The 19,125-nt window shown below is 66.4% G+C and carries 16 protein-coding genes; 3 read left to right on the top strand and 13 right to left on the bottom strand.

Features of this window, described 5'->3' with window-relative positions:
• Positions 1-23 precede the first annotated feature (23 nt).
• A complete protein-coding gene (gene galT, locus AC1AUD_RS09905; RefSeq protein ID WP_476574189.1) occupies positions 24-1,274 on the bottom strand; it encodes a galactose-1-phosphate uridylyltransferase in 1,251 nt (416 codons plus the stop codon).
• A 10-nt stretch (positions 1,275-1,284) separates the two neighbouring features.
• Positions 1,285-2,085, bottom strand: a complete 801-nt coding sequence (locus AC1AUD_RS09900) for a DeoR/GlpR family DNA-binding transcription regulator (RefSeq protein WP_476574188.1) — start codon at positions 2,083-2,085, stop codon at positions 1,285-1,287.
• A gap of 320 nt (positions 2,086-2,405) precedes the next feature.
• Between AC1AUD_RS09900 and AC1AUD_RS09895 the strand changes: the two genes are divergently transcribed.
• Positions 2,406-3,557 carry a quinone-dependent dihydroorotate dehydrogenase gene (locus tag AC1AUD_RS09895; RefSeq protein WP_476574187.1) on the top strand — a complete coding sequence of 384 codons (1,152 nt, stop codon included), beginning with the start codon at positions 2,406-2,408 and terminating at the stop codon, positions 3,555-3,557.
• 69 nt (positions 3,558-3,626) lie between these two features.
• Here AC1AUD_RS09895 and AC1AUD_RS09890 read toward each other — a convergent pair whose 3' ends face one another.
• The 11 genes from AC1AUD_RS09890 to AC1AUD_RS09840 form a co-directional block, all read right to left on the bottom strand.
• Positions 3,627-4,937, bottom strand: coding sequence for an NADH:flavin oxidoreductase/NADH oxidase (locus tag AC1AUD_RS09890; RefSeq protein WP_476574186.1), 1,311 nt, complete (start codon positions 4,935-4,937; stop codon positions 3,627-3,629).
• A 152-nt stretch (positions 4,938-5,089) separates the two neighbouring features.
• Complete coding sequence (locus tag AC1AUD_RS09885) at positions 5,090-7,402, bottom strand: transglycosylase domain-containing protein (protein ID WP_476574185.1); 2,313 nt, start codon at positions 7,400-7,402, stop codon at positions 5,090-5,092.
• A 134-nt stretch (positions 7,403-7,536) separates the two neighbouring features.
• Entirely contained in the window at positions 7,537-8,262 is a 726-nt protein-coding gene (locus AC1AUD_RS09880) for a Crp/Fnr family transcriptional regulator (protein WP_476574184.1), read from the bottom strand.
• A 114-nt stretch (positions 8,263-8,376) separates the two neighbouring features.
• Positions 8,377-9,477 carry a lipoate--protein ligase family protein gene (locus AC1AUD_RS09875; RefSeq protein WP_476574183.1) on the bottom strand — a complete coding sequence of 367 codons (1,101 nt, stop codon included), beginning with the start codon at positions 9,475-9,477 and terminating at the stop codon, positions 8,377-8,379.
• Positions 9,478-9,480: 3 nt separating this feature from the next.
• The gene (locus AC1AUD_RS09870) at positions 9,481-10,512 is read right to left on the bottom strand and encodes a 3-isopropylmalate dehydrogenase (RefSeq protein WP_476574182.1); all 1,032 of its coding nucleotides are present in this window, start codon (positions 10,510-10,512) and stop codon (positions 9,481-9,483) included.
• Positions 10,513-10,560: 48 nt separating this feature from the next.
• The gene (locus AC1AUD_RS09865; RefSeq protein WP_476574181.1) at positions 10,561-13,014 is read right to left on the bottom strand and encodes a S9 family peptidase; all 2,454 of its coding nucleotides are present in this window, start codon (positions 13,012-13,014) and stop codon (positions 10,561-10,563) included.
• A gap of 48 nt (positions 13,015-13,062) precedes the next feature.
• On the bottom strand, positions 13,063-14,259 hold the full coding sequence (locus AC1AUD_RS09860) for an App1 family protein (protein WP_476574180.1): 1,197 nt from the start codon (positions 14,257-14,259) through the stop codon (positions 13,063-13,065).
• Positions 14,259-14,663: a glycine cleavage system protein GcvH gene (gene gcvH / locus AC1AUD_RS09855; protein WP_476574179.1), complete on the bottom strand. Its 405-nt coding sequence runs from the start codon at positions 14,661-14,663 to the stop codon at positions 14,259-14,261. Before gcvH ends, AC1AUD_RS09860 begins: the two co-directional genes overlap by 1 nt.
• Positions 14,664-14,755: 92 nt before the next feature.
• Positions 14,756-15,907 (bottom strand): NAD(+) diphosphatase, encoded by a 1,152-nt coding sequence (gene nudC, locus AC1AUD_RS09850; protein ID WP_476574178.1) that lies wholly within the window; start codon positions 15,905-15,907, stop codon positions 14,756-14,758.
• Positions 15,908-15,964: 57 nt separating this feature from the next.
• Positions 15,965-16,819 (bottom strand): alpha/beta fold hydrolase, encoded by an 855-nt coding sequence (locus AC1AUD_RS09845; RefSeq protein ID WP_476574226.1) that lies wholly within the window; start codon positions 16,817-16,819, stop codon positions 15,965-15,967.
• Positions 16,820-16,826: 7 nt separating this feature from the next.
• On the bottom strand, positions 16,827-17,453 hold the full coding sequence (locus AC1AUD_RS09840) for an NUDIX hydrolase family protein (RefSeq protein WP_476574177.1): 627 nt from the start codon (positions 17,451-17,453) through the stop codon (positions 16,827-16,829).
• 145 nt (positions 17,454-17,598) lie between these two features.
• Between AC1AUD_RS09840 and trxA the strand changes: the two genes are divergently transcribed.
• Both trxA and AC1AUD_RS09830 read left to right on the top strand, forming a co-directional pair.
• Positions 17,599-17,964: a thioredoxin gene (gene trxA, locus AC1AUD_RS09835; protein WP_476574176.1), complete on the top strand. Its 366-nt coding sequence runs from the start codon at positions 17,599-17,601 to the stop codon at positions 17,962-17,964.
• A gap of 117 nt (positions 17,965-18,081) precedes the next feature.
• Positions 18,082-19,113, top strand: a complete 1,032-nt coding sequence (locus AC1AUD_RS09830; RefSeq protein WP_476574175.1) for an aggregation-promoting factor C-terminal-like domain-containing protein — start codon at positions 18,082-18,084, stop codon at positions 19,111-19,113.
• Positions 19,114-19,125 lie beyond the last annotated feature (12 nt).

Genomic DNA, 19,125 nt, shown 5'->3' with positions numbered 1-19,125 from the left:
TGCGCTCAGAATGACAGGAAAAATCAGTCGGCGATGTCCACGTCACCCAGCTCATGGAAGCGCTTGGCGATGAGTTCGGGGGTGGTGTCGGAGATCCAAGCGGCCATGCCGGACTCGGAGCCGGCGAGGTACTTGATCTTGTTGGCGGCGCGGCGGAAGGAGAAGAACTGCAGGTTGAGGCGGTAGTTCTCGCGGCGCTGGTCGTGGATCGGGGCCTGGTGCCAGGCGGCGATGTAGGGCAGGTCCATGCCCTTGCCATCGCCCTTGTCGAAGAAGGCGTTGCCGCGCTTCAACAGGTGGGAATACATCGAGGCGAGGTCCCAGCGCTCCTGGTCGTCGAGCTGGTCGAGCGTGAGCACGTCGCGCACCGGCGCCACATGCACCTCGAGGGGCCAGCGGGCGGCGGCCGGCACATAGGCCACCCAGGAGTGGTTGCGCATGACGATGCGCTCGCCGGCCTCGATCTCGGCGTTCATGATGTCCTTCAGGAGGTTGCCGCCGGTCTTGTCGTGGTAGGCCTCGGTCTGCACGAGCTCCTTCTCCATCTTCGGGGCGATGAAGGGATAGCAGTAGACCTGGCCGTGGGGATGGGCGAGCGAGACGCCGATCTCCTGGCCGTGGTTCTCGAAGGGGAAGATCTGCTCGATGCCGTCCATCTTCGAGATCTCGGCGGTGCGGAAGGCCCAGGCCTCCACCACCGTGCGCAGACGGGAGACGGGCAGGTCGGCGGGCAGGCCGTCCTCATCGGGGTCGAAGCAGATGACCTCGCAGCGGCCGGCGGCCATCTTCTTCTCCCACAGCGGGCTGCCGTTCACAAGCTCGACGTCGGTCGAGCGGCCAGGCACCTTGACCATCGAGGGGAAGCGGTTCTCGAACACGACGACGTTGTAGTCGGTGTCCGGCACCTCGCCGTCCTGATAGGGGTCGCCGGGCTTGCGGGCGGCCAGCGGATTGCCCTTGGCGGTGGCGCCGGGGCCGGCGGTGATCGGGCGGTTCATGCGCGCGGTGGCCATCGGGATCCAGTCGCCGGTCAGCGGATCGCGGCGCATCTCGGGGGCCGCGTAGGGCACCTCCTCGCCGGCGGCGTTGATCTGGTTGGCGAAGCGATACGGCAGCTCACGCGGATCCTTGAGCTCGCGGGTCTTGGCGCCGGAGACATATTCCGGATCGTCGTCGAGATAGAAGAAATCTCGCCCGTCGGCCAGCGTGGTCGGCGTGATGCGGATGTGCTCCTTGGCGTATTCGCCGGGTTCGTAGGCAGCGAATTCACTCATACCTTGTATCTCACTTTCCTTCTGTTGGTTCACTCTGGTGCGCCAGAACGAGTTCCTTGACCAATTCCTTGGTCTTGGCGGCGGAATCGGGATCGAGCCCGTCGTCTGTGATGACCGTGTCGACCTGGTCGAACCGGGCGAACAGCGACAACGATGTGCAGCTCCACTTGGTGTGGTCGGTCAAGATTATGGTTTTGTCAGCGATGTCCATCATCGCCATATCGGTGGCGGCCTCAAGCGAGTTGGGCATGAGGAAGCCGCGCGGTATCGACACGGAATGCGTGCCGAGGAAGACGGTGTTGACCCTGAGGGATGCGACGACCTTGTCGGCGATGGGACCCACGAGGGAGTTGGACCGGGTGGTGACGCCGCCGGTGACGATGACCTCGACGTCCTTGGATTCGAGGGCCTGCACGAGCTCGGCCACGGGGATCGAGTTGGTCAGGATCGTGATGCCGCTGGCACGCTGGCTTTCGAGCAGATGCTGGGCGAAGACATAGGCAGTGGTGCCGCCGCCGATCGCGATGACGTCGCCGGGGGCGACGTATTTGACGGCTTCCTGTGCGATGGCGTCCTTGAGGCCGATGTCCATCTGGGATTTGACGGAGAACAGCGGTTCGCTCAGCAGGGTGCTGGTGGTCACGGCGCCGCCGTGGACGCGCTTCAGCAGGCCTTTGTCGGCCAATTCGGCGATATCACGGCGGATGGTCATCGCAGAGACGCCGAGCTCCTTGGATAGGGCCGTGATTCGCACGGCACCCCGTGTGCGAAGCCTGCTCAATATCAGGTGTTGACGTTGTGACGATATCATAACGAACATTATCGCACACAACCGCCCATTTTCAAAACCAATATGAGCGTTTCGAACGATAACGTTGTCATCTTTCACTCATGCCCATCTGTCATCCTGAGCGGAGGGACTTCCCCTTGTCATCCTGAGCGGAGGCCGAAGGCCGGAGTCGAAGGACCTCAGTGCCGTGCGATCACCGGAAAGATCCTTCGACTCCGTTCGCTTCGCTCACTATGCTCAGGATGACAAAGGGGAACACACTTCGCTCAGGATGACAAGAAGAGGGCTGCGCTCAGGATGACAGGAGGCGTAAGGATATGCGGAAACATATAATCGGACGCATGACCTACGTTTCGGAAAGCTTCTGGCACGACGCCGTCAACAAAGCCACCACGGATCTGTTCACCTTCGGATACAAGCACATCGTCAAACCGAACTTCGTGTTCAATGTGCCGCCGGACGAGGCGCATGAGCGCATGATCGCCTTCTGCCGGCTCACGCGCAATATCAAGCCCCTGATGTGGATCGAGCGGCAGATGCTCGACTACACCGACCCCGTGCTCGAGACCCGCGTCATGGGCGTCGACTTCGCCAACCCCTTCGGGCTGTCCGCCGGACTCGACAAGGACTGCGAGATGCCGGTACTGCTCGACAACGCAGGCTTCGGATTCGAGACAGTCGGCTCGACCACCTCGCGCCCCTGCCCCGGCAACGCGAAGCCGTGGTTCCACCGCCTGCCCGAATACGATTCGATGATGGTGCATGTGGGTCTGGCCAACATCGGCTCCGACAAGGTCATCGACCGTGCCGAGAAGGCCTGGACCCACGCCAAGTCCATGCAGGTCTCCGTGTCGATCGCACGCACCAATGACGGCCTGACCGGCGACCTCGACGAGGGCATCGAGGATTATTGCATCTCGATGCGCCGCGCCGCCGGCCGCACCGCGATGGTCGAGGTCAATGTCTCCTGCCCCAACACACGCGCCGGCGAACCCTTCACCGCCGACCCGGCCAACCTCGACCGACTGTTCGCCGCGTTGGACAAGATCGAGCGTCCGCAGCCCACGCTGGTCAAGATGCCGCTGAACAAGAGCTGGGAGGAGTTCCGAGACCTGCTGGCCGTGCTCGCCGAGCACAATGTGCAGGGCGTGTCCATCGCCAACCTGCAGAAGGACCGCACCGGGCTCGAGATTCCGGCCAGCTGGGAGGGCGGCCTGTCCGGAGGCCCGGCGTATCGCGCGAGCAACGCCATGATCGCGCGCACACGCCGCGAGTTCGGCGACCGCTTCGCCATCGCCGGCATCGGCGGCGTCTTCACCCCGGAGCAGGCCTATGCGAAGATCCGCGCCGGCGCCGATCTGGTCATGTTCATCTCGTCGCTGATGTATCGCGGTCCCCAGCAGATCACCGTGTTGAAGCGCGGGCTGGCCGAGCTGCTCAAACGCGATGGCTATGCCTCCGTCGCCGAGGCCGTCGGCGCCGATCTGCGCTAGGTTCCGCCGCGCATCACGCGCCCCGGTCTCCATCAGTCCGATGGGGACCGGGGCGCGTTTGTCTGTCGGTCAGAAAGCGCCGCGGACGTAGGCCTGCGGGTAGGGCGCGCGTTCGACCGGCACCCCGAGTTTGTGGGCGGCGCGCAGCGGCCAGTAGGGGTCGCGCAGAGCCGCGCGCCCGATTTCGATGGCGTCGGCCTCGCCATGCGCGAGGATCCTTTCGGCCTGCTTCGCCTTGGTGATCAACCCCACGGCGGTCACCGGCATGCCGGCGCGCCCGCGCACCTGCTGCGAGAAGGGCACCTGATAGTTCGGCTTGACGGGGATGGTCACGCCGTCGATGATGCCGCCGGTGGACACATCGATCAGATCGACGCCGGCTTCCCTGAGCCCCTTGGCCAGGGCCACGGTCTGATCGAGGTCCCAGCCGCCGGCGGCCCAGTCGGTGGCCGAGACGCGCACCGTCAGCGGCATATCCTCGGGAATGTTCTCCCGCACCGCGGCCACGACCTCGAAGAGGATGCGGGAACGTCCGTCGAGGTCGCCGCCGTATTCGTCGGTGCGCTCGTTGACGAGCGGATCGAGGAATTCGGAGAGCAGATAGCCGTGCGCGGCGTGGATCTGCACGCTTTGGAAGCCCGCGGCGACGGCGCGGCGCGCGGCCTGACCGAAGGCCCAGACGATGCCGTGGATCTCGTCGGCCGTCAGCTCGCGCGGCGTGGCATAGCTGCCGAAGGGGATGGGGCTGGGGGCGACCGTCTGCCAGCCGCCCTCGTCGAATGGCACGGAAGCGCCCTCGTGGCCGGTGAGCGCGCAACCGGCGGAGGCCTTGCGTCCGGCGTGGTTGAGCTGGATCGCGGCGGTGGCGCCCGCCGCGCGGATGCCGTCGACGATCCAACGCCACGAGTCGATCATCGAATCGTCCCACAGTCCCAGATCACAGGGCGAGATGCGCCCCTCGGGGCAGATGGCGGTCGCCTCGGCGATGACCATGCCGAAGCCGCCGAGCGCGCGGGAGACGTAATGCTGGTAGTGGAAGGGCGTGGGGCGCCCGTCGCGGGCCGAGGCCTCATAGGTGCACATCGGCGGCAGCCATATGCGGTTGCGTATGGTCAGCCCCCTCAAGGTCATCGGCTCGAACAACGCCGGCGCGGCCTCCGGAGCGTTTGCGCGTTTGCCCGCGTTTTTCTTCGACATGCCCTTCGCTCCCCCGTGCTTCTTGCCGGCCTTGTCCGGCTTGCCGTGCTTGCCGGCCTTGTCTGGCCCGCCATGCTTGCCGGATGCGCCGGAGGCGCCATGGCTTCCCTTATCCGCCGCGGCGGGCCGGCTCACCGCCAGCCCCCTGTAGTCGAAATCCGCTGGAGTTTCGTTCGATGCCATCCTCGGCCCCTCCTTGTATCGATGCCGGCGGACACTTCCCGCCTGACGCATATGCCCCATTTTAGGCATGGGCCGACGCCGGAAACGAGGAAACGCCCGCCGTGAGGCGGACGTTTCCCATATGGTCGGCTGTCGTTTACCTGGAGTTGCCGTCAGTTCGTCTGACCGGTGGTCGTTCCAGCCGTCGTACCGGTAGTCGCGCCGGTTGTGCCGGCGGTCGTGCCAGTCGTGCCAGTCGTGCCGGTCGTAGTGCCGGCCGTGCCAGCCGTCGTGCCGGTCTTCGAACGGGCGCTGACACCCGTATAGGCCATGAAGCGCTGGTCCGGCTGGCCGTAGTCGTTGTTCGCCGGGATGCCCTTCTTGGCGATGTAGGCCTCGGTGAAGCGCTTCCATGCCGGCGTCGCGATCGTGGCGCCGTCCCAGTAGCTGTGGTATTCGCCGTTGATCGTGATGTTGGCGATGCGGTTCTCATTCGGGTTCTGCACATCGCCGACCAGCACGAAGGTCGCCAACTCGCCCGGCAGGAAGCCGCCGGTGGTCACATAGGTGTCCTCGTTGGTGCCGGTTTTGATGAAGGTCTTGCGCCCGTCGGCGAGGCGCCCGGTGACGGCGACGCCGTCGGAACGCACGGTGCCCTGGTTCATCGTATAGGCCAGCGTCTGGATGATGCCCGGGTCGACGGCCTGGTGGCAGTTGGCGGAGGGCACCTTGATGTCCTTGCCGTTGCGGTCGGTGACCTTCTTCATGGCGATCGGATCGCAGGCCACGCCGTTGGCCGCGTAGGTGGCGAAGACATTGGCCATCGTCAGCGGGGAGACGGAGGTGCTGCCGCCGATCATCAGCGACGGGTTCAGGGAGATGCTGTCGAAGACGTCCTCGTGGCCGGGGACCGCGTTGTGGTAGCCGACCTCCTTGGCCGCGTCGGCGACCTTGCACAGGCCGATCTGCGTGCCCATGGACGCCATGGTCGTGTTATGCGAGCGAACCAGGCCGAGGAACGGCGTCTCGGGATTGACGGTGCCGTTGGTCAGCGCGTTGGTCACGGGCCAGATGTCGGTGGGGCTGCCGGAATAGCGGTCGCAGTTGAACAGGCTGGTGGCATATCTCGTGGTGGTCGTCAGGTTCTCGTTGATCGAACGGCCGGCCTCCATCCATGCGATCAGGTTGATCGGCTTCCACGAGGAGCCGATCGGGAATCCGTTGCCGCCGCCGTCCACCGCGTCGACGGCGTAGTTCATGCCGGATTTGGTCGGGTCGTTCTGCGCCGCGTCGGTTTCGTCGTACTGGCGGTTGATGCCGAAGCCGAGCACCTCGCCGGTGCCGGGCTTGACGGAGGCCATCACGATCTCCATGCCGCTCGGATCGGCGGCCGGAATCGTGTTGTTCGCCTCCTGCATCATCAGCGTGTTCGCGTCGATGTCGAGCGTGGTGACGATCTTGAGGCCGCCCTCGTCGAGCAGCTTCTGACGTTCGGCGCGCGTCTTGCCGAACTCCTCGGAGTTGAGGATGCGCTTGGTCACGTAGTTGCAGAAGTATCCGGCGTCGTATCCGGCATACATGCAGCCCTTGTCGACCGACTGGATGTTGAGCGTGTCCTTGATGGGGATGGCCACGGCCTCGTCGTGCTCCTGCTGGGAGATGTAGCCCTGGTCGAGCATCAGGTCGAGCACGATGTTGCGCTGCTTCTGGGACTCGGCCTGGTTCGCCTCGATGGAGGGATCGAATTTGCCCGGGTTCTTGGTGATGGCCGCGATGGTCGCGGACTGCACGATGTTGAGATCCTTGGCGGAGACGTTGAAATAGCGCTTGGCCGCGGTCTCGACGCCGTAGAGGCTGTTGGTGCCGAACTGGGCGATGTTGAGGTATCCCTGCAGGATCTCGAACTTGGAGTACTTCTTCTCCATCTGCACGGCGATGAGCATCTCGCGCACCTTGCGCGCGATCGTGTCCTCCGAGGCGTGGTACTGCGAGATCGGATCGTTCGCCTCCTCGGCCTGCACGCTGAGCACGTTCTTGACGTATTGCTGGGTCAGCGAGGAGCCGCCCTGCTGGTCGCCGCCGACGACATAGGTCTGCACGAAGGCGCGCATCACGCCGGGCACGTCGACGCCGGAATGCTGGAAGAAGCGCTTGTCCTCGCGCGCCACGACCGCGTGCTGCATATGCTCGGAGATGTCCTTGATCGGCACGACCTCGCGGTTCTGCGCATAGAACTCCGCGAATTTCGTCTTGCCGTCGCTGGCGTACATCACCGACTTCTGCGGCAGGCTCGTCACATCGAAATCGACGCCCTCGACCTGCAGCGAGGGGATGACGGCCTTGGCCACGTTGTTGACGCCGAGCACGGCCGGGGCGAGCAGACCCGACGCGACCACGCCGCCGAGCACGGCCAGCGCGACATAGGCGAGGAACAACGCCAGCACACGGCGGACAGTCATGGGATTCTTCTTGGGCATGCGGCCCATACTAACCGGCCGGCTCTACCTGCGCCCGTTCCCTTCCATGGCCTGCGCACTTTCCCCGCCGAATCATCACACATCCAATAAACGCTGGAAATATGCCGAAAATCAGCTCCATGCGCGCGGAGCCACGCATGCGGTCAGCGGCGGGATCGGCGGATGAGCATACCCGGTTGGTACACGATGATGGAACGTCCGTCGCGCGCGATCCACCCACGGTTGGCGAAATCCATCAGCGCCTTGTTCACGGTCTCGCGGCTCGAGCCGACGAGCTGCGCCATCTCCTCCTGGGTCAGGTCGTGCGGCACCCTGACGCCCTCCTGGACCGGCTCGCCGAAGCGGGTGGCGAGGTTGAGCAGCGTCTTGGCCAGGCGCGCGGGCACATCCATGAACACCAAATCGCAGATGCGTTCGTTGTTCTCGCGCATGCGGCGGGCCAGCACCTGCAGCATGTCGACGGCGACGCGCGGATGGTGGTCGAGCCAGGCGAACAGCGCGTCATGGTCAAGCGAGACGACGCGGGTGCCGTTGCACATCGCGATGGCCGAGGCCGTGCGGGGACCGCCGGTCGGATCGAAGACCGGGATCTCGCCGAGCACCTCGCCGGGCGCGTGGATCGACAGCAGCTGCACGCGGCTGTCCCCGGACTGGCGCGTCAGCTTGACCCGCCCATCCTCGAGCAGATACATGCGCTTGTCGGTGTCCCCCTCACGGAAGATGACCTCGCCCTTGCCATAGCTGGTCTCGGCCATATAGGGCATGAGCTCGCGCGCCTCGACGGGCAGGACCTGCTTGAACAGCGCCGTGCGCAGCAACACGTTGTCGCGTTCGATGAACCCATTCGGTTTGTCGATGATGATTCCCATATCCGCAAAATCCCTTGTATTCACCCCGGACCGTCCCGAGGAACGCCATGCCGTCGTCCTATTGTATCCCCAACCGCCGTGACGGATTCCGACGGATGGGGTGGACTCTCGCCATCAGCGAACGCGGCGAAGCGCGCCGATGAGATGATCCACCAGCGCGTCGCGGCCCATGCCGGTTTGCGAGCGCAGGGGGTCGACGCGGCGGCGGGCGGAGCGCACGGCCTTGTCGGAGAGCTTTTCGCCGCTGACGTTGAGCACGCGCGACATGCGTTCGGCGTCGATGTCATAGGCAAGGGTGGTGTGGTGGAGCACCGCGCCGGGACCGCTCGGACCGCCGGAGCCGCGTGGGGCCGGGAAACGCCGCTGGGCGGCCCCGCCGATCTTGCCTGCGGGAGAGGCGATGTCGTTGAGCCCGGAGAATCCGACGTCGAGACCCAGTTCGCGGAGCGCATCGACCAGCCACCGGTCGCACAGGCGGTAGGATTCGGCGACGTCCAATCCCTTGACGAAGGCGGCGGGAGCATACAGCGAATAGGTGATGGCGTTGCCGGGTTCGATGAACATCGCGCCGCCGCCGGTCGCGCGGCGCACGACCTCGAAGCCCTCGGCCCGGGCCACCTCCTCATGCACCTCGTCGCGGATGGATTGGAATCGGCCGACGACCACGCAGGGCGCGGCCCATTCCCAGAAGCGCAGGGTGGGCGGGCGCGTGCCGGCGGCCACCTGCCGCGCCCATGCCACATCGATGGCCATCTGTTCACCCGGCGTGCGGGGCCGGTCCCGGATCACGGCCAGCTCGGGCAGAAGGCGCGCCCAGCGGATGTCGTATTCCCGCTCACGCCCACGGACGTCACGGTTGCCATGGATATCGCATAGATCGCGTTCCGACATCCGCCCGTGCATGCCGGCAGCCGCATGGGGCGCCTCGCCCAAGGCACGCCTCCAGGCGGTTTCGATGGCCCGGGCATCGGTGCCGATCAGACGGGACCCGGGATGGCGGGCGACGGCCGGGGCGACCGGTTCGCCCGCAGCCAAGGCGCGTTCGATATCGCGCAGCAGCGCGTCGGCAGCCGTGTCCATATCCGCATCCCCGCCGACGCTCTCAACGAAAAAATCGCCGTCGAGGCGGACGGAGCGCACTGCTCCCCCGCCATCGACGGCGATGGTCACGGCGACGAGTTTGCCGCCGGGCGTCTTATATTCGCCTCGAAGCACGAATCAGATGCGTTCGAGGATGTCGCGGCCCACCTCGTCGGTGGAACGCGTCGTCGAGCCGAGCTCGGCGATGTCGGCTTCGACGGCCGCATGGATCTTCGCGGCGGCCGCATCGAAGCCAAGGTGCTCGAGCAGCATCGCGGCGGAGAGGATCGCGGCGGTCGGATTGGCCTTGTTCTGGCCGGCGATGTCGGGGGCGGAGCCGTGGATCGGCTCGAACATCGACGGGAATTCGTCGGAGGCGTTGATGCAGCCGGAGGCGGAGTATCCCACGCCGCCCACGACCGCGCCGGCCTCGTCGGTGAGGATGTCGCCGAAGAGGTTGTCGGTCAGGATCACGTCGAAGCGCGAGGGGTCGGAGACCAGGAAGATCGTGGCCGCGTCGATGTGCTGGTAGTCGTGCGTGACCTCGGGGTATTCCTCGCCGACCTTGTCGACGATGCGCTGCCACATGTCGCCCGCGTTGACGAGCACGTTCTTCTTGTGCACGAGCGTGATGTGCTTGCGGCGCTTCATGGCCAGCTGGTAGGCGTAGCGCACGACGCGCTCAACGCCATAGGCGGTGTTGATCGAGACCTCGGTGGCGACCTCCGCGGGGGTGTCGCGGCGCACCGCGCCGCCGGCGCCGCAGTAGAGGCCCTCGGTGCCTTCGCGCACGACCACGAAGTCGATGTCGCCGGGGTTGGCCAGCGGCGAGGTGACGCCCTTGTAGAGCTTGGAGGGACGCAGGTTCACGTACTGGTCGAGGTCGAAGCGCAGCTTCAAGAGCAGGCCGCGCTCGAGGATGCCGGCCTTGATGCGCGGGTCGCCGACCGCGCCGAGCAGAATCGCGTCGTTGGCCTTGATGCGCTCCTCTTCCTCCTCGGGCAGAATCGCGCCGTCACGCAAATAGCGCTCCGCGCCGAGGTCGAAGTGCTCGTATTCGAACGAGGCCACGCCCTCGGCGGCCTTTTCGAGCGCCTTCTGGGCCCAGGGGGTGACTTCCTTGCCAATGCCGTCGCCGGGAATCACGGCGATCTTGTATGTCTTAGCCATGTGCGCCACCCTACCGCGCGCCCGCGGCCCCGGCGCGCGGCAGCTCAACTAATGGACGATGCCCATGACCTTAAGGCACCAGGCGTTCTCGTAGGAGACCTCCTCCCACTGCTTGTAGCGCCCGGAGATGCCGCCGTGGCCGGCCTCGACCTCGATCTTGGCGATCGCGTCGAAGCCACGCCGCTGCATCTCGGCGAGCCATTTGAGCGGCTCCACATAGAGCACGCGCGTGTCGTTCATCGAGGTGGTGATGAACACGCGCGGGAAGGGCGCGCCGGCCTCGGGAAGGTTCTCATAGGGCGTGTAGGACTTCATATACCGATACACCTCGGCGTTGTGCAGCGGGTCCCCCCACTCGTCCCATTCGGTGACGGTCAGCGGCAGGTCCGGGTCGAGGATCGAGGTCAGCGCGTCGACGAAGGGCACATCCGCCTCGATGCCCGCGAAACGCTCGGGGGCGAGATTGGCGACCGCGCCCATCAGCAGGCCGCCGGCGGATCCGCCGTTGGCCACGGTGCGGCGCGGGTCGGCCAGCCGCGCCCGCTGCAGCGCGCCGACCGCATCGACGAAATCCTCGAAGGTGTGCCGCTTGTTCAGGCGCCTGCCCTGCTCGTACCACGCGCGCCCCAGCTCTCCGCCGCCGCGGATATGCGGCACCGCGTAAAGCACGCCGCGGTCCAGCATGCTCAGCCGGGGCACGGAGAAGCCCGGGTCGGAGCTGATCTCATAGGCGCCGTATCCGGTGACGAACATCGGGGCGTCCTGCACCGGGATGTCGCGCCGCCACACCAGCGAGACGGGCACGCGCTCACCGTCGCGCACATCGACCCACACGCGCCGCTCCATGTAGTCGCGCGGATCGAAGGAACCAAGCACCGTGGCGCGTTTGAGCAGCACATCGGCGCCGGTGACCGGGTCGATCTCATGCAGTTCGCCGGGACGGGTCCAGCTGGAGAAGGAATACCGCATGCGGGGCGCGTCATACGACGGGTTGCCGCCGGTGCCGATCGCGTAGAGCCTCCGGGTCTCGCCGGGCAGCGGATCGTCGCTGGCGCCATCGGAGGTGCTGGTGCGGTCCCGCGGATGCGCGTGCGGGCCGGCCGTGTCGTCCATGGCCCATATCCCCTCGTCGTCCGCGCCGTCCTGCGTGTCCCAATCGTTCTCGAGGGGCGGGGGCGTGAGCTCGCGGAACCGCCACGGACGGCCGGCCAGGAAGTCCTCGGCCGCATCCCGCTTGGTCATCACGGCGATATGCGGCAATCCGTCGGCGCGATAGCTCAACGTCACGAAATGGCGGTGCACCGACATGCCCTCGATGCCAAGTCCGTGCGCGCCCCGCAATATCGCCGGATTGGTCGGCAGACTCCAGGCGGAGGCGATGGGCAGCGCCGAGGCGCCGGGCTCGAACCCGTCGCCGCGTTCGCAGCCGCAGGGCGAGCCGGCGGCCACGCACACGCCCTCGCCGAGCGCATACGGAGGCTCGTGCAGACGCATATCGATCACGTCGATCTCGAAATTGGGGTTGCGCGCGTTATGCGAGACGATGGCCAGCGGTATGTCGGCCCCATCCTCGCCCGCGCCCTCGAAGCACGCGAAGCTCACGTCGTATTCCACATCCGCCTGGCGGGGGATGAAGGCGCGGAACTCGCCCTCCGGCTCGTCCACCGGCAGCATCAGCACCTCGGTCGTGGTCTTGGACCCGGTGCCGATGACGATGTTGCGTTCATCGAAGCTCATCCCGACGCCCACCCAGAAGCGCTCGTCGGCTTCGCGGAACACCTCGACGTCATCCTCGACCGGCGTGCCGACGCGGTGCCGCCACACGGCGCACGGACGCCAGGCATCGTCGAGCTCGACCCAGAACACCCATCGCGCGTCGGGGGTCAGGCAGGCGGAGGAAACGGCGCGGAAGACCTCCGGCAGGTCATCGCCGCTGTGAAGGTCGCGGATGCGGAAGTCGTACCGCTCGTCGCCCTCGGTGTCGACGCCATAGAGCATCCACCGCCCCTCGTGGTCGAGGTCGATGCCGCCGACGCGGAAGAAATCATGCCCCTCGGCCTCGCGGTTGGCGTCGAAGACGATCTGCTCGCCGTTCATCGATCCGGGTTCGTCCATCGGATCGACCTCGGGCGGCGTCCAGTCGTCCTCGCCTAAGATCGGCAGCCGGCATTGGACGGCGTATTGCCTGCCCTGGCGCGTGCGGGTGAAATACCAGTGGCCGTTGATGCGCGTGGGCACCGACATATCGGTTTCCTGCACACGTGATTTGAGCTCGTCGAACAGCGTCGTCCGCAATCCCTTGAGGGAGGCGTTGCGTGCCTCGGTGTATCGGTTCTGCGCGTCGACGAAATCGCGCACGCGCGCAGAGTCCTTGTCCCTCATCCATTCGTATGGATCCATGAACACGTCGCCGTGGTGTTCGCGGGCCTTCGGCTCCCGCGCCGCCTCGGGCGGAAGCCCGGCTCCTTTGGCGTCGTCGACATCGCTGTTCTCTTCGGTCATACGCGCCATTGTAACCATCGCGTGCCTCGCGCCGTGGTTCCGCGCCGCTCACATCACGGTTTTCAGATACGGCAGCATCGTCTTCATCAGGTTCGCGCCGGTGGTGCCGGTGAACACGGGCACATCGGTGACCGGCATCGGCTGGGTGGAGGTGACGCCGGCGACCGCGCCGAGCGGCGACTCCTTCGGGGACAGCTGCCTGATGCCGATGGCGAGCACGCGCCCGGGATAGCGGCGGGCGATCGTGGCGTAGGTGGTCGGGTCCTTCTGCCCGTCGTCGCCGATCAGGATGAAGCGCATGTCGGGGAAGTCGGCCATGAGCTGCTCGGCGAACTCCAGCTTGTGCTGCACGCCGGAGGGGATGAAGGTCTTGGGGCGCGGGTCGAAATCGCGCAGCAGCAGAGGACCCGCCGGGAAGCCGTGGTTGATGATGAAATGGCGGATCGCGCCCTCGACGTTCCACGGCGAGGTGGACAGATAGAAGAACGGCGCGTCGGGGAAGATGTCGGCGATGCGGTTGAACAGCACGCTCATGCCCGCCACCGAGGCCTTCTTGTCGGGGTTGAGGAACAGCAGGTTCCACGCGGCCTTCCAGAACACCGGGGCCTGGGTGACCATGATCGTGTCGTCCACGTCGGAGATCACGCCGACCTTGGCCGAGCGCGGGATCGTGAACAGGTTGGCGGTGACCGGCTTGCGCCCGTTGACCCGATAGGAGACGCGGTGGATGCCGGGCTTCAGTTCGTGCTCGGCCATCAGATCGAGGTATCCGGAGGTGTCGGAGATCGCGTATTCGCCGTCGACCTCGGGGCGCTCGTCGAGGGCGTCGTATTCCCCTGATGCGCCGACCTGCACGGTTTCCAGGGGCACGTCGTCGATGCGGATGCGCACCTGCGTGCGCGCGGCGGGAATGGCGAGCATGCCGCGGATGCCGCGCGTGGCGGGGCCGTATTGGCTGTGTTCGGGCGCGTACACGGTGCGGCAGATCAGGCGGGAGTAGTCGTCGGTGCCATAGCCGACGTAGGGGTCGACGCGCGGGAACCAGTCGAGGCGGCGCGCGGCTTTGGTCGAGGCCTTCACCCACAGGCCGAACAGCCCGGTCAAGGCCCGGCGCGCGAATCGCACCACCGGCGGCTTGGCCTCGATGCGTTCGCGTTTCGAGGCGGCGTCGAAGTTGGTGACGGCCCTGCGCGCCGGAATCGGCACGGTGGGCATGTCATCGTCCCCGACACGCGGCGCGTTCATCAGCGCACGACCTTCGCGTATTGCTCCGCGCTCAGCAGCTCGGGTTCGTCGTCGTCGAGCTCGATCTTGAGGATCCATCCCTCGCCATAGGGATCGGCGTTGATGACGGCCGGATCATCGGCGACGGCCTGGTTCACATAGCGCACAGTGCCGGCCACGGGCGCCACCAGCGGTTCGACGGCCTTGGAGGACTCGAGTTCGAGGATCTCGTCGCCGGCCTCGACGCGGGTGCCCGGCTCGGGCAGGTCGACGAACACAAGGTCGCCGAGTTGGCCGGCCGCGTATTCGGTGATGCCGATCATCGCCGGGCTCACGGAGGCATCGACCCAGACATGCTCCTCGGAATACTCGAGGTGTTCGGGGACGTCGAGGGAGGCGGGCTTGGTATTCGTGTCTTCGCTCATGCCACCACCTTAGCGCATGGACATCACCGTTTGTTCACAATTGGAGGCGAGATCCTTCGACTTCGCCCTGCGGACTGCGCTCAGGATGACAGCTATAGTTCGCGCCCGAGCCATTCCTCGATCATGTAGCGGGCGATCGTGGCCTTGCCCGGGGCGACCATGCGCCCGGAGACCAGTTCGGCGGTGTATTCGTCGCGGGTAACCCAGCGGGCGGTCGCGGTCTCCTCGCCGTCCACCCGCACCTCGTCGGTCAGCGCCTGCGCCTTGAAGGCCACCATCAGCGAGGCCGGATAAGGCCAGGGCTGGGAGCCGAGATAGCGCACCTCGCCCAGTTCGATGCCGGTTTCCTCGCGCGTTTCGCGGCGCACCGCATGCTCGAGGTTTTCGCCGGCCTCGACGAAACCGGCCGACACCGAGTAGAGCCGGGCGTCCTTCCACGCGCGGTTGTGTTGGAGCAGCAGACGGTCCTGGGCGTCGACGACGGCGGTGATCACGGCCGGTTCGACGCGGGGGAAGAGCATGCGACGGCCATCCGCCTCGCTGGTGCAACGCTGGGCCCAGCCTGCGAGCGCCGTCTCGACGGGCGCGCCGCAGACGGGGCAATGCCGCTGGCGGCTGTGCCAGATGCTCAAGGAGACGGCGGTGGTGGCCTGCCCCGCCTCACGGGCCGAGGCATGCGGGGCGAAGCCGCGCAGATCGGCCCAGTCGAAGCGGTCGACGGCCTGGCGCAGCACGCCCGGAGCCCCGGCCGCCGCACCCGCCGCATCATCGAACGCATCGCCGAAGGCATCGTCGGCATGCGCACCGGCGGAATCGGGCACGCCGCCGAGCGCCCCATCCACCGTGCCGGCATCCTCATGGCCGGCCACGCCACGCCCCGGCCCCGCCACGGCGTCGAGGCGGGTGATGTCGATGGCGACGACATGCTCGCGGCGGATGCCGCCATAGGAGCCCAGATACATGGCCACCGCGCCCGGATGCTTCTTGAGCTCGTCGGCCAGATAGGCGCCGGGCAACGTGGCGAGGCGGATCCTCGCGTTCTCATAGTCAACGAGTTCGCCCTGCCCGCGCGGCACGGCCAGCAGCCCGTCCTTGACGAGCATGACCTTGGTGCTGGGGTCGGAGAGCAACGATTCGATGAGTCCGCTTTCGCCGCGGCGGTCGACCTCGTAATCGATATCGCCTTGGGCCAGGGGCAGGAACGGCAGCGCGCGTGTCAGTGACAGCGGGGAGAACATGGGCATGGAATCGGCTTCCTTGAGATTATTGCGACGTATGATTGCGATTGGTTATGGATATGGTCAGCGGCCCTGCGCGACGCGGCGCACCAGGTCGAGCAGCGCGCGGGCGACGATATCGGGATGTTCGACGGCGCTGAAATGCCCGCAGTCCTCGATGGCCGTGAAGCTGGCGTTGTCGCCGATGCGTTCGGCCAAAGGCCGCAGCACCTCCGGATTGCTGGAGGGGTCGAGCGTGCCGGAGACGACGGCCGCCGGCACGTCGATGGAAGCGGGCACGGCGGACAGATCGGGCCGCCCGAAGGTCATGCGCTGGCGCCAGGCGCAGCCGGACGGGCTCTGCTCCATGATCCACATGGTCATGCGGTCGATGAAGGCCTGGCCGCGCTTGACGGTCGAGTCGCCGTCGGAGGGCTGGGCGAAATGCATCACCGGTTCGAGCGAGCCGGTGGCTTCGAGCGCGTCGGACACCTGGAGCCGGGCGGCGCCGCCCACGCCGTCGGAGCAGGCCATCGTGTCGAACAGGCCAATGCCGGCGACGGCCTCGGGGTGCAGACGCCACAGATCGGCGACCAGATATCCGCCCATCGACAGGCCCGCCCAGATCGCCCGGTCGTATCCGGCCGATTTCATCAGCGCCACATACGCCTCGACCATGCGGTCAAGCGCCTCGGAATACGAGCCGTCGTCAGACTGCGGACCGGATTCCTCGTCGGAGGGCACCGGGGACAGGCCGGAGCCCGGCATATCGGGGGCCCAGATCGGGAAGTGGGGCGCGACCCCCATCGACTCGGCCTGCGCGACGACCTGCTCGGCGCAGTCCCGCCACATGCGCCCATCGACCGGGAAGGCGTTGACCAGTATCAGCGGCGTGCCCGTCCCCTCGCGCAGCACACGATTATGGATCCTCATATCTATTCCTTTCCTACAGCCCCAGCCATTCGAGCGCGCGGCGCACGATGCGCCCATGCCCCGGATGCATCTGAGCGACGAAGGCCTCGATCGTCGCGTCATGCGGGTCGATCCATTCGACGTCCAGCGTCTCGTCGGCCGGCTTGCAATCGCCGGCGATCGGAACCACATAGCACAGCGCGATCGCATGCTGGCGCGCATCATAGAATTCGCTGACGCCCGGGGTCGGGAAGAACTCGGCCACGGTGAACGGCTGCAGGGAGACCGGCAGCATCGGCAAGGCGATGTCGCCCAGATCCTTGGAGACGTTGCGGGCGATGGCCTCGCGCAAGGTCTCGTGGAACAGCACTCGCCCGGAGATCAGCTCGCGTTCGACCGACCCGTCGTCGGTGACGCGCAGCAGCGATCCCACGCGCGTGACGCGCCCCAGATCGTCGGTGCGCACCGGCACGGCAACCACATAGGCCATCGGCAGCTGGCCGCGGGCACGCGTGATGTCGGCGGGGTCGAGCCATCCGGGCGGATTGCCGTGGCCGGAGCCGCGTATGAAATCCTCCGGCGTGACATGGTCGAACTCGCCGCGCGCACGTCCCGCGTCGAAATCATCGTCGTCGGGCACCTCGTCGTTCATCACTGGCATGCTCCCATTATCGCGCGGCCCCATGCCCGCGGCGATTCGCCGGCGGCGGAAGCGTTGTTGGCGGGTGCTGGTTTGCTGGAGGCAGGTGGGCGCGGGAAGCGCCCGGCGACCCGACGGGGCGCATCGCAGACATAAGGAGAGCACCATGGCGACGCAGGCCATCTCATCCGCGCAATTCGAACAGACCATCACCGGCAACGACATCGTGTTCGTGGACTTCTGGGCCACGTGGTGCGGTCCGTGCCGCGCCTTCGGACCGATTTTCGAGGCGGCCAGCGAAGCCAATCCCGACATCGCCTTCGCAAAGGTCGACATCGACCAGAACCCGGACCTCGCCACGGCGGCCGGCGTGCAGGCGGTGCCCACGCTGATGATCGTCAAGCAGGGGCAGGTGATCTTCCAGCAGGCGGGCGCGCTGCGCGCCGAGGATCTCGACGACCTGATCGGCCAGGCGAGGAAGCTCGATCTGTCCGCGGCGGCGGGCGGGAACGGGGCCGGCACGGCCGAGTGACGCCCCTCGCCCCTGTCGGGGCAAGGCCAGTCGCAGGGCATGGCATCCGAGCCATGCCCTGCGCTACCATATGTGGGTAGTGTGTCATCGTCGAATCGTCGACAGGAAGCGAGTCGAATGGCGAACCATCGCAGGAACACCCCCACGCTGAAATCGCTGAGCAAGCGCCAATGGGCGAAATTCGCGGCCATCGTGGCCACCGTGGGCATGCTGGGGGCCGCGGGCGCCGTCTCCGCGAATTATTACCACACCGACGGCGGGGCCTCCGCGCCGCGTGTGACGGCATTCTCAGCCACCGATCCCGAGGGCGTGGCCGCCTCCCGTGGCGAGTTCCGCGACGGCGCGAACGCCATGGATGCGAACACCACCTATGTGACCGTGAAGATCAACGGCAAATCGCGCGTCGTGCTCGGCGAGAAGCGGGACCTGACCACGGTCAAGGCCGTGCTCGACGCGGGCAACATCACACTCGAACCGGACGACACGGTCTCCCCCGCGCTTGACAAGAAGGTGAGCGAATCGACCGTCATCACGATCGAGCGCGCGAACACCAAGGCCGAGACCAGCGAAAGCGCCATCCCCTTCAACACGGTGAGGAAGGAGACCGCCGACCTGCCTCAAGGCACCGAGAAGGTCGAAACCGAGGGCAAGGAAGGCGTGATGGAAAGCACCAGCCTCGTCACGCGCGCCGGCGGCAAGGTCGTCTCCTCCAATGTCTTCGCCGCCTATGTCAAGGAGGCGCCGACCGACAAGGTGGTGCTCGTCGGCATCGGCTCGGCCTCGTCGTCGACCGGTTCGACCGGCTCGTCCTCCGGATCCTCGCCTTCGATCGGCGTGACCGTGCCCGCCAGCGAGATGCAGCAGTGGGCGCACGACTATCTGATTTCGAACGGATACACCGAGGCCGATTTCTCCGCCGCCGTCTACATCATCAACCACGAGTCCGGCTGGAATCCGCAGGCCACCAACCCCTCGTCGGGCGCCTACGGCATCGCCCAGGCGTTGCCCGGTTCCAAGATGGCCTCCGCCGGCGCGGATTGGCAGACCAACTACCAGACCCAGTTCAAGTGGTTCCTCGGCTATTGCAACGACCGCTACGGCTCGCTGTCCGGCGCCTATAATTTCTGGGTCGCCAACCACTGGTACTGATCCCGGCGTGCG

This window comes from Bifidobacterium sp. LH_730 (assembly GCF_056355835.1).
Note: the sequence above shows the minus strand (reverse complement) of the source record. Positions and strands in the feature narration are given on the sequence as shown.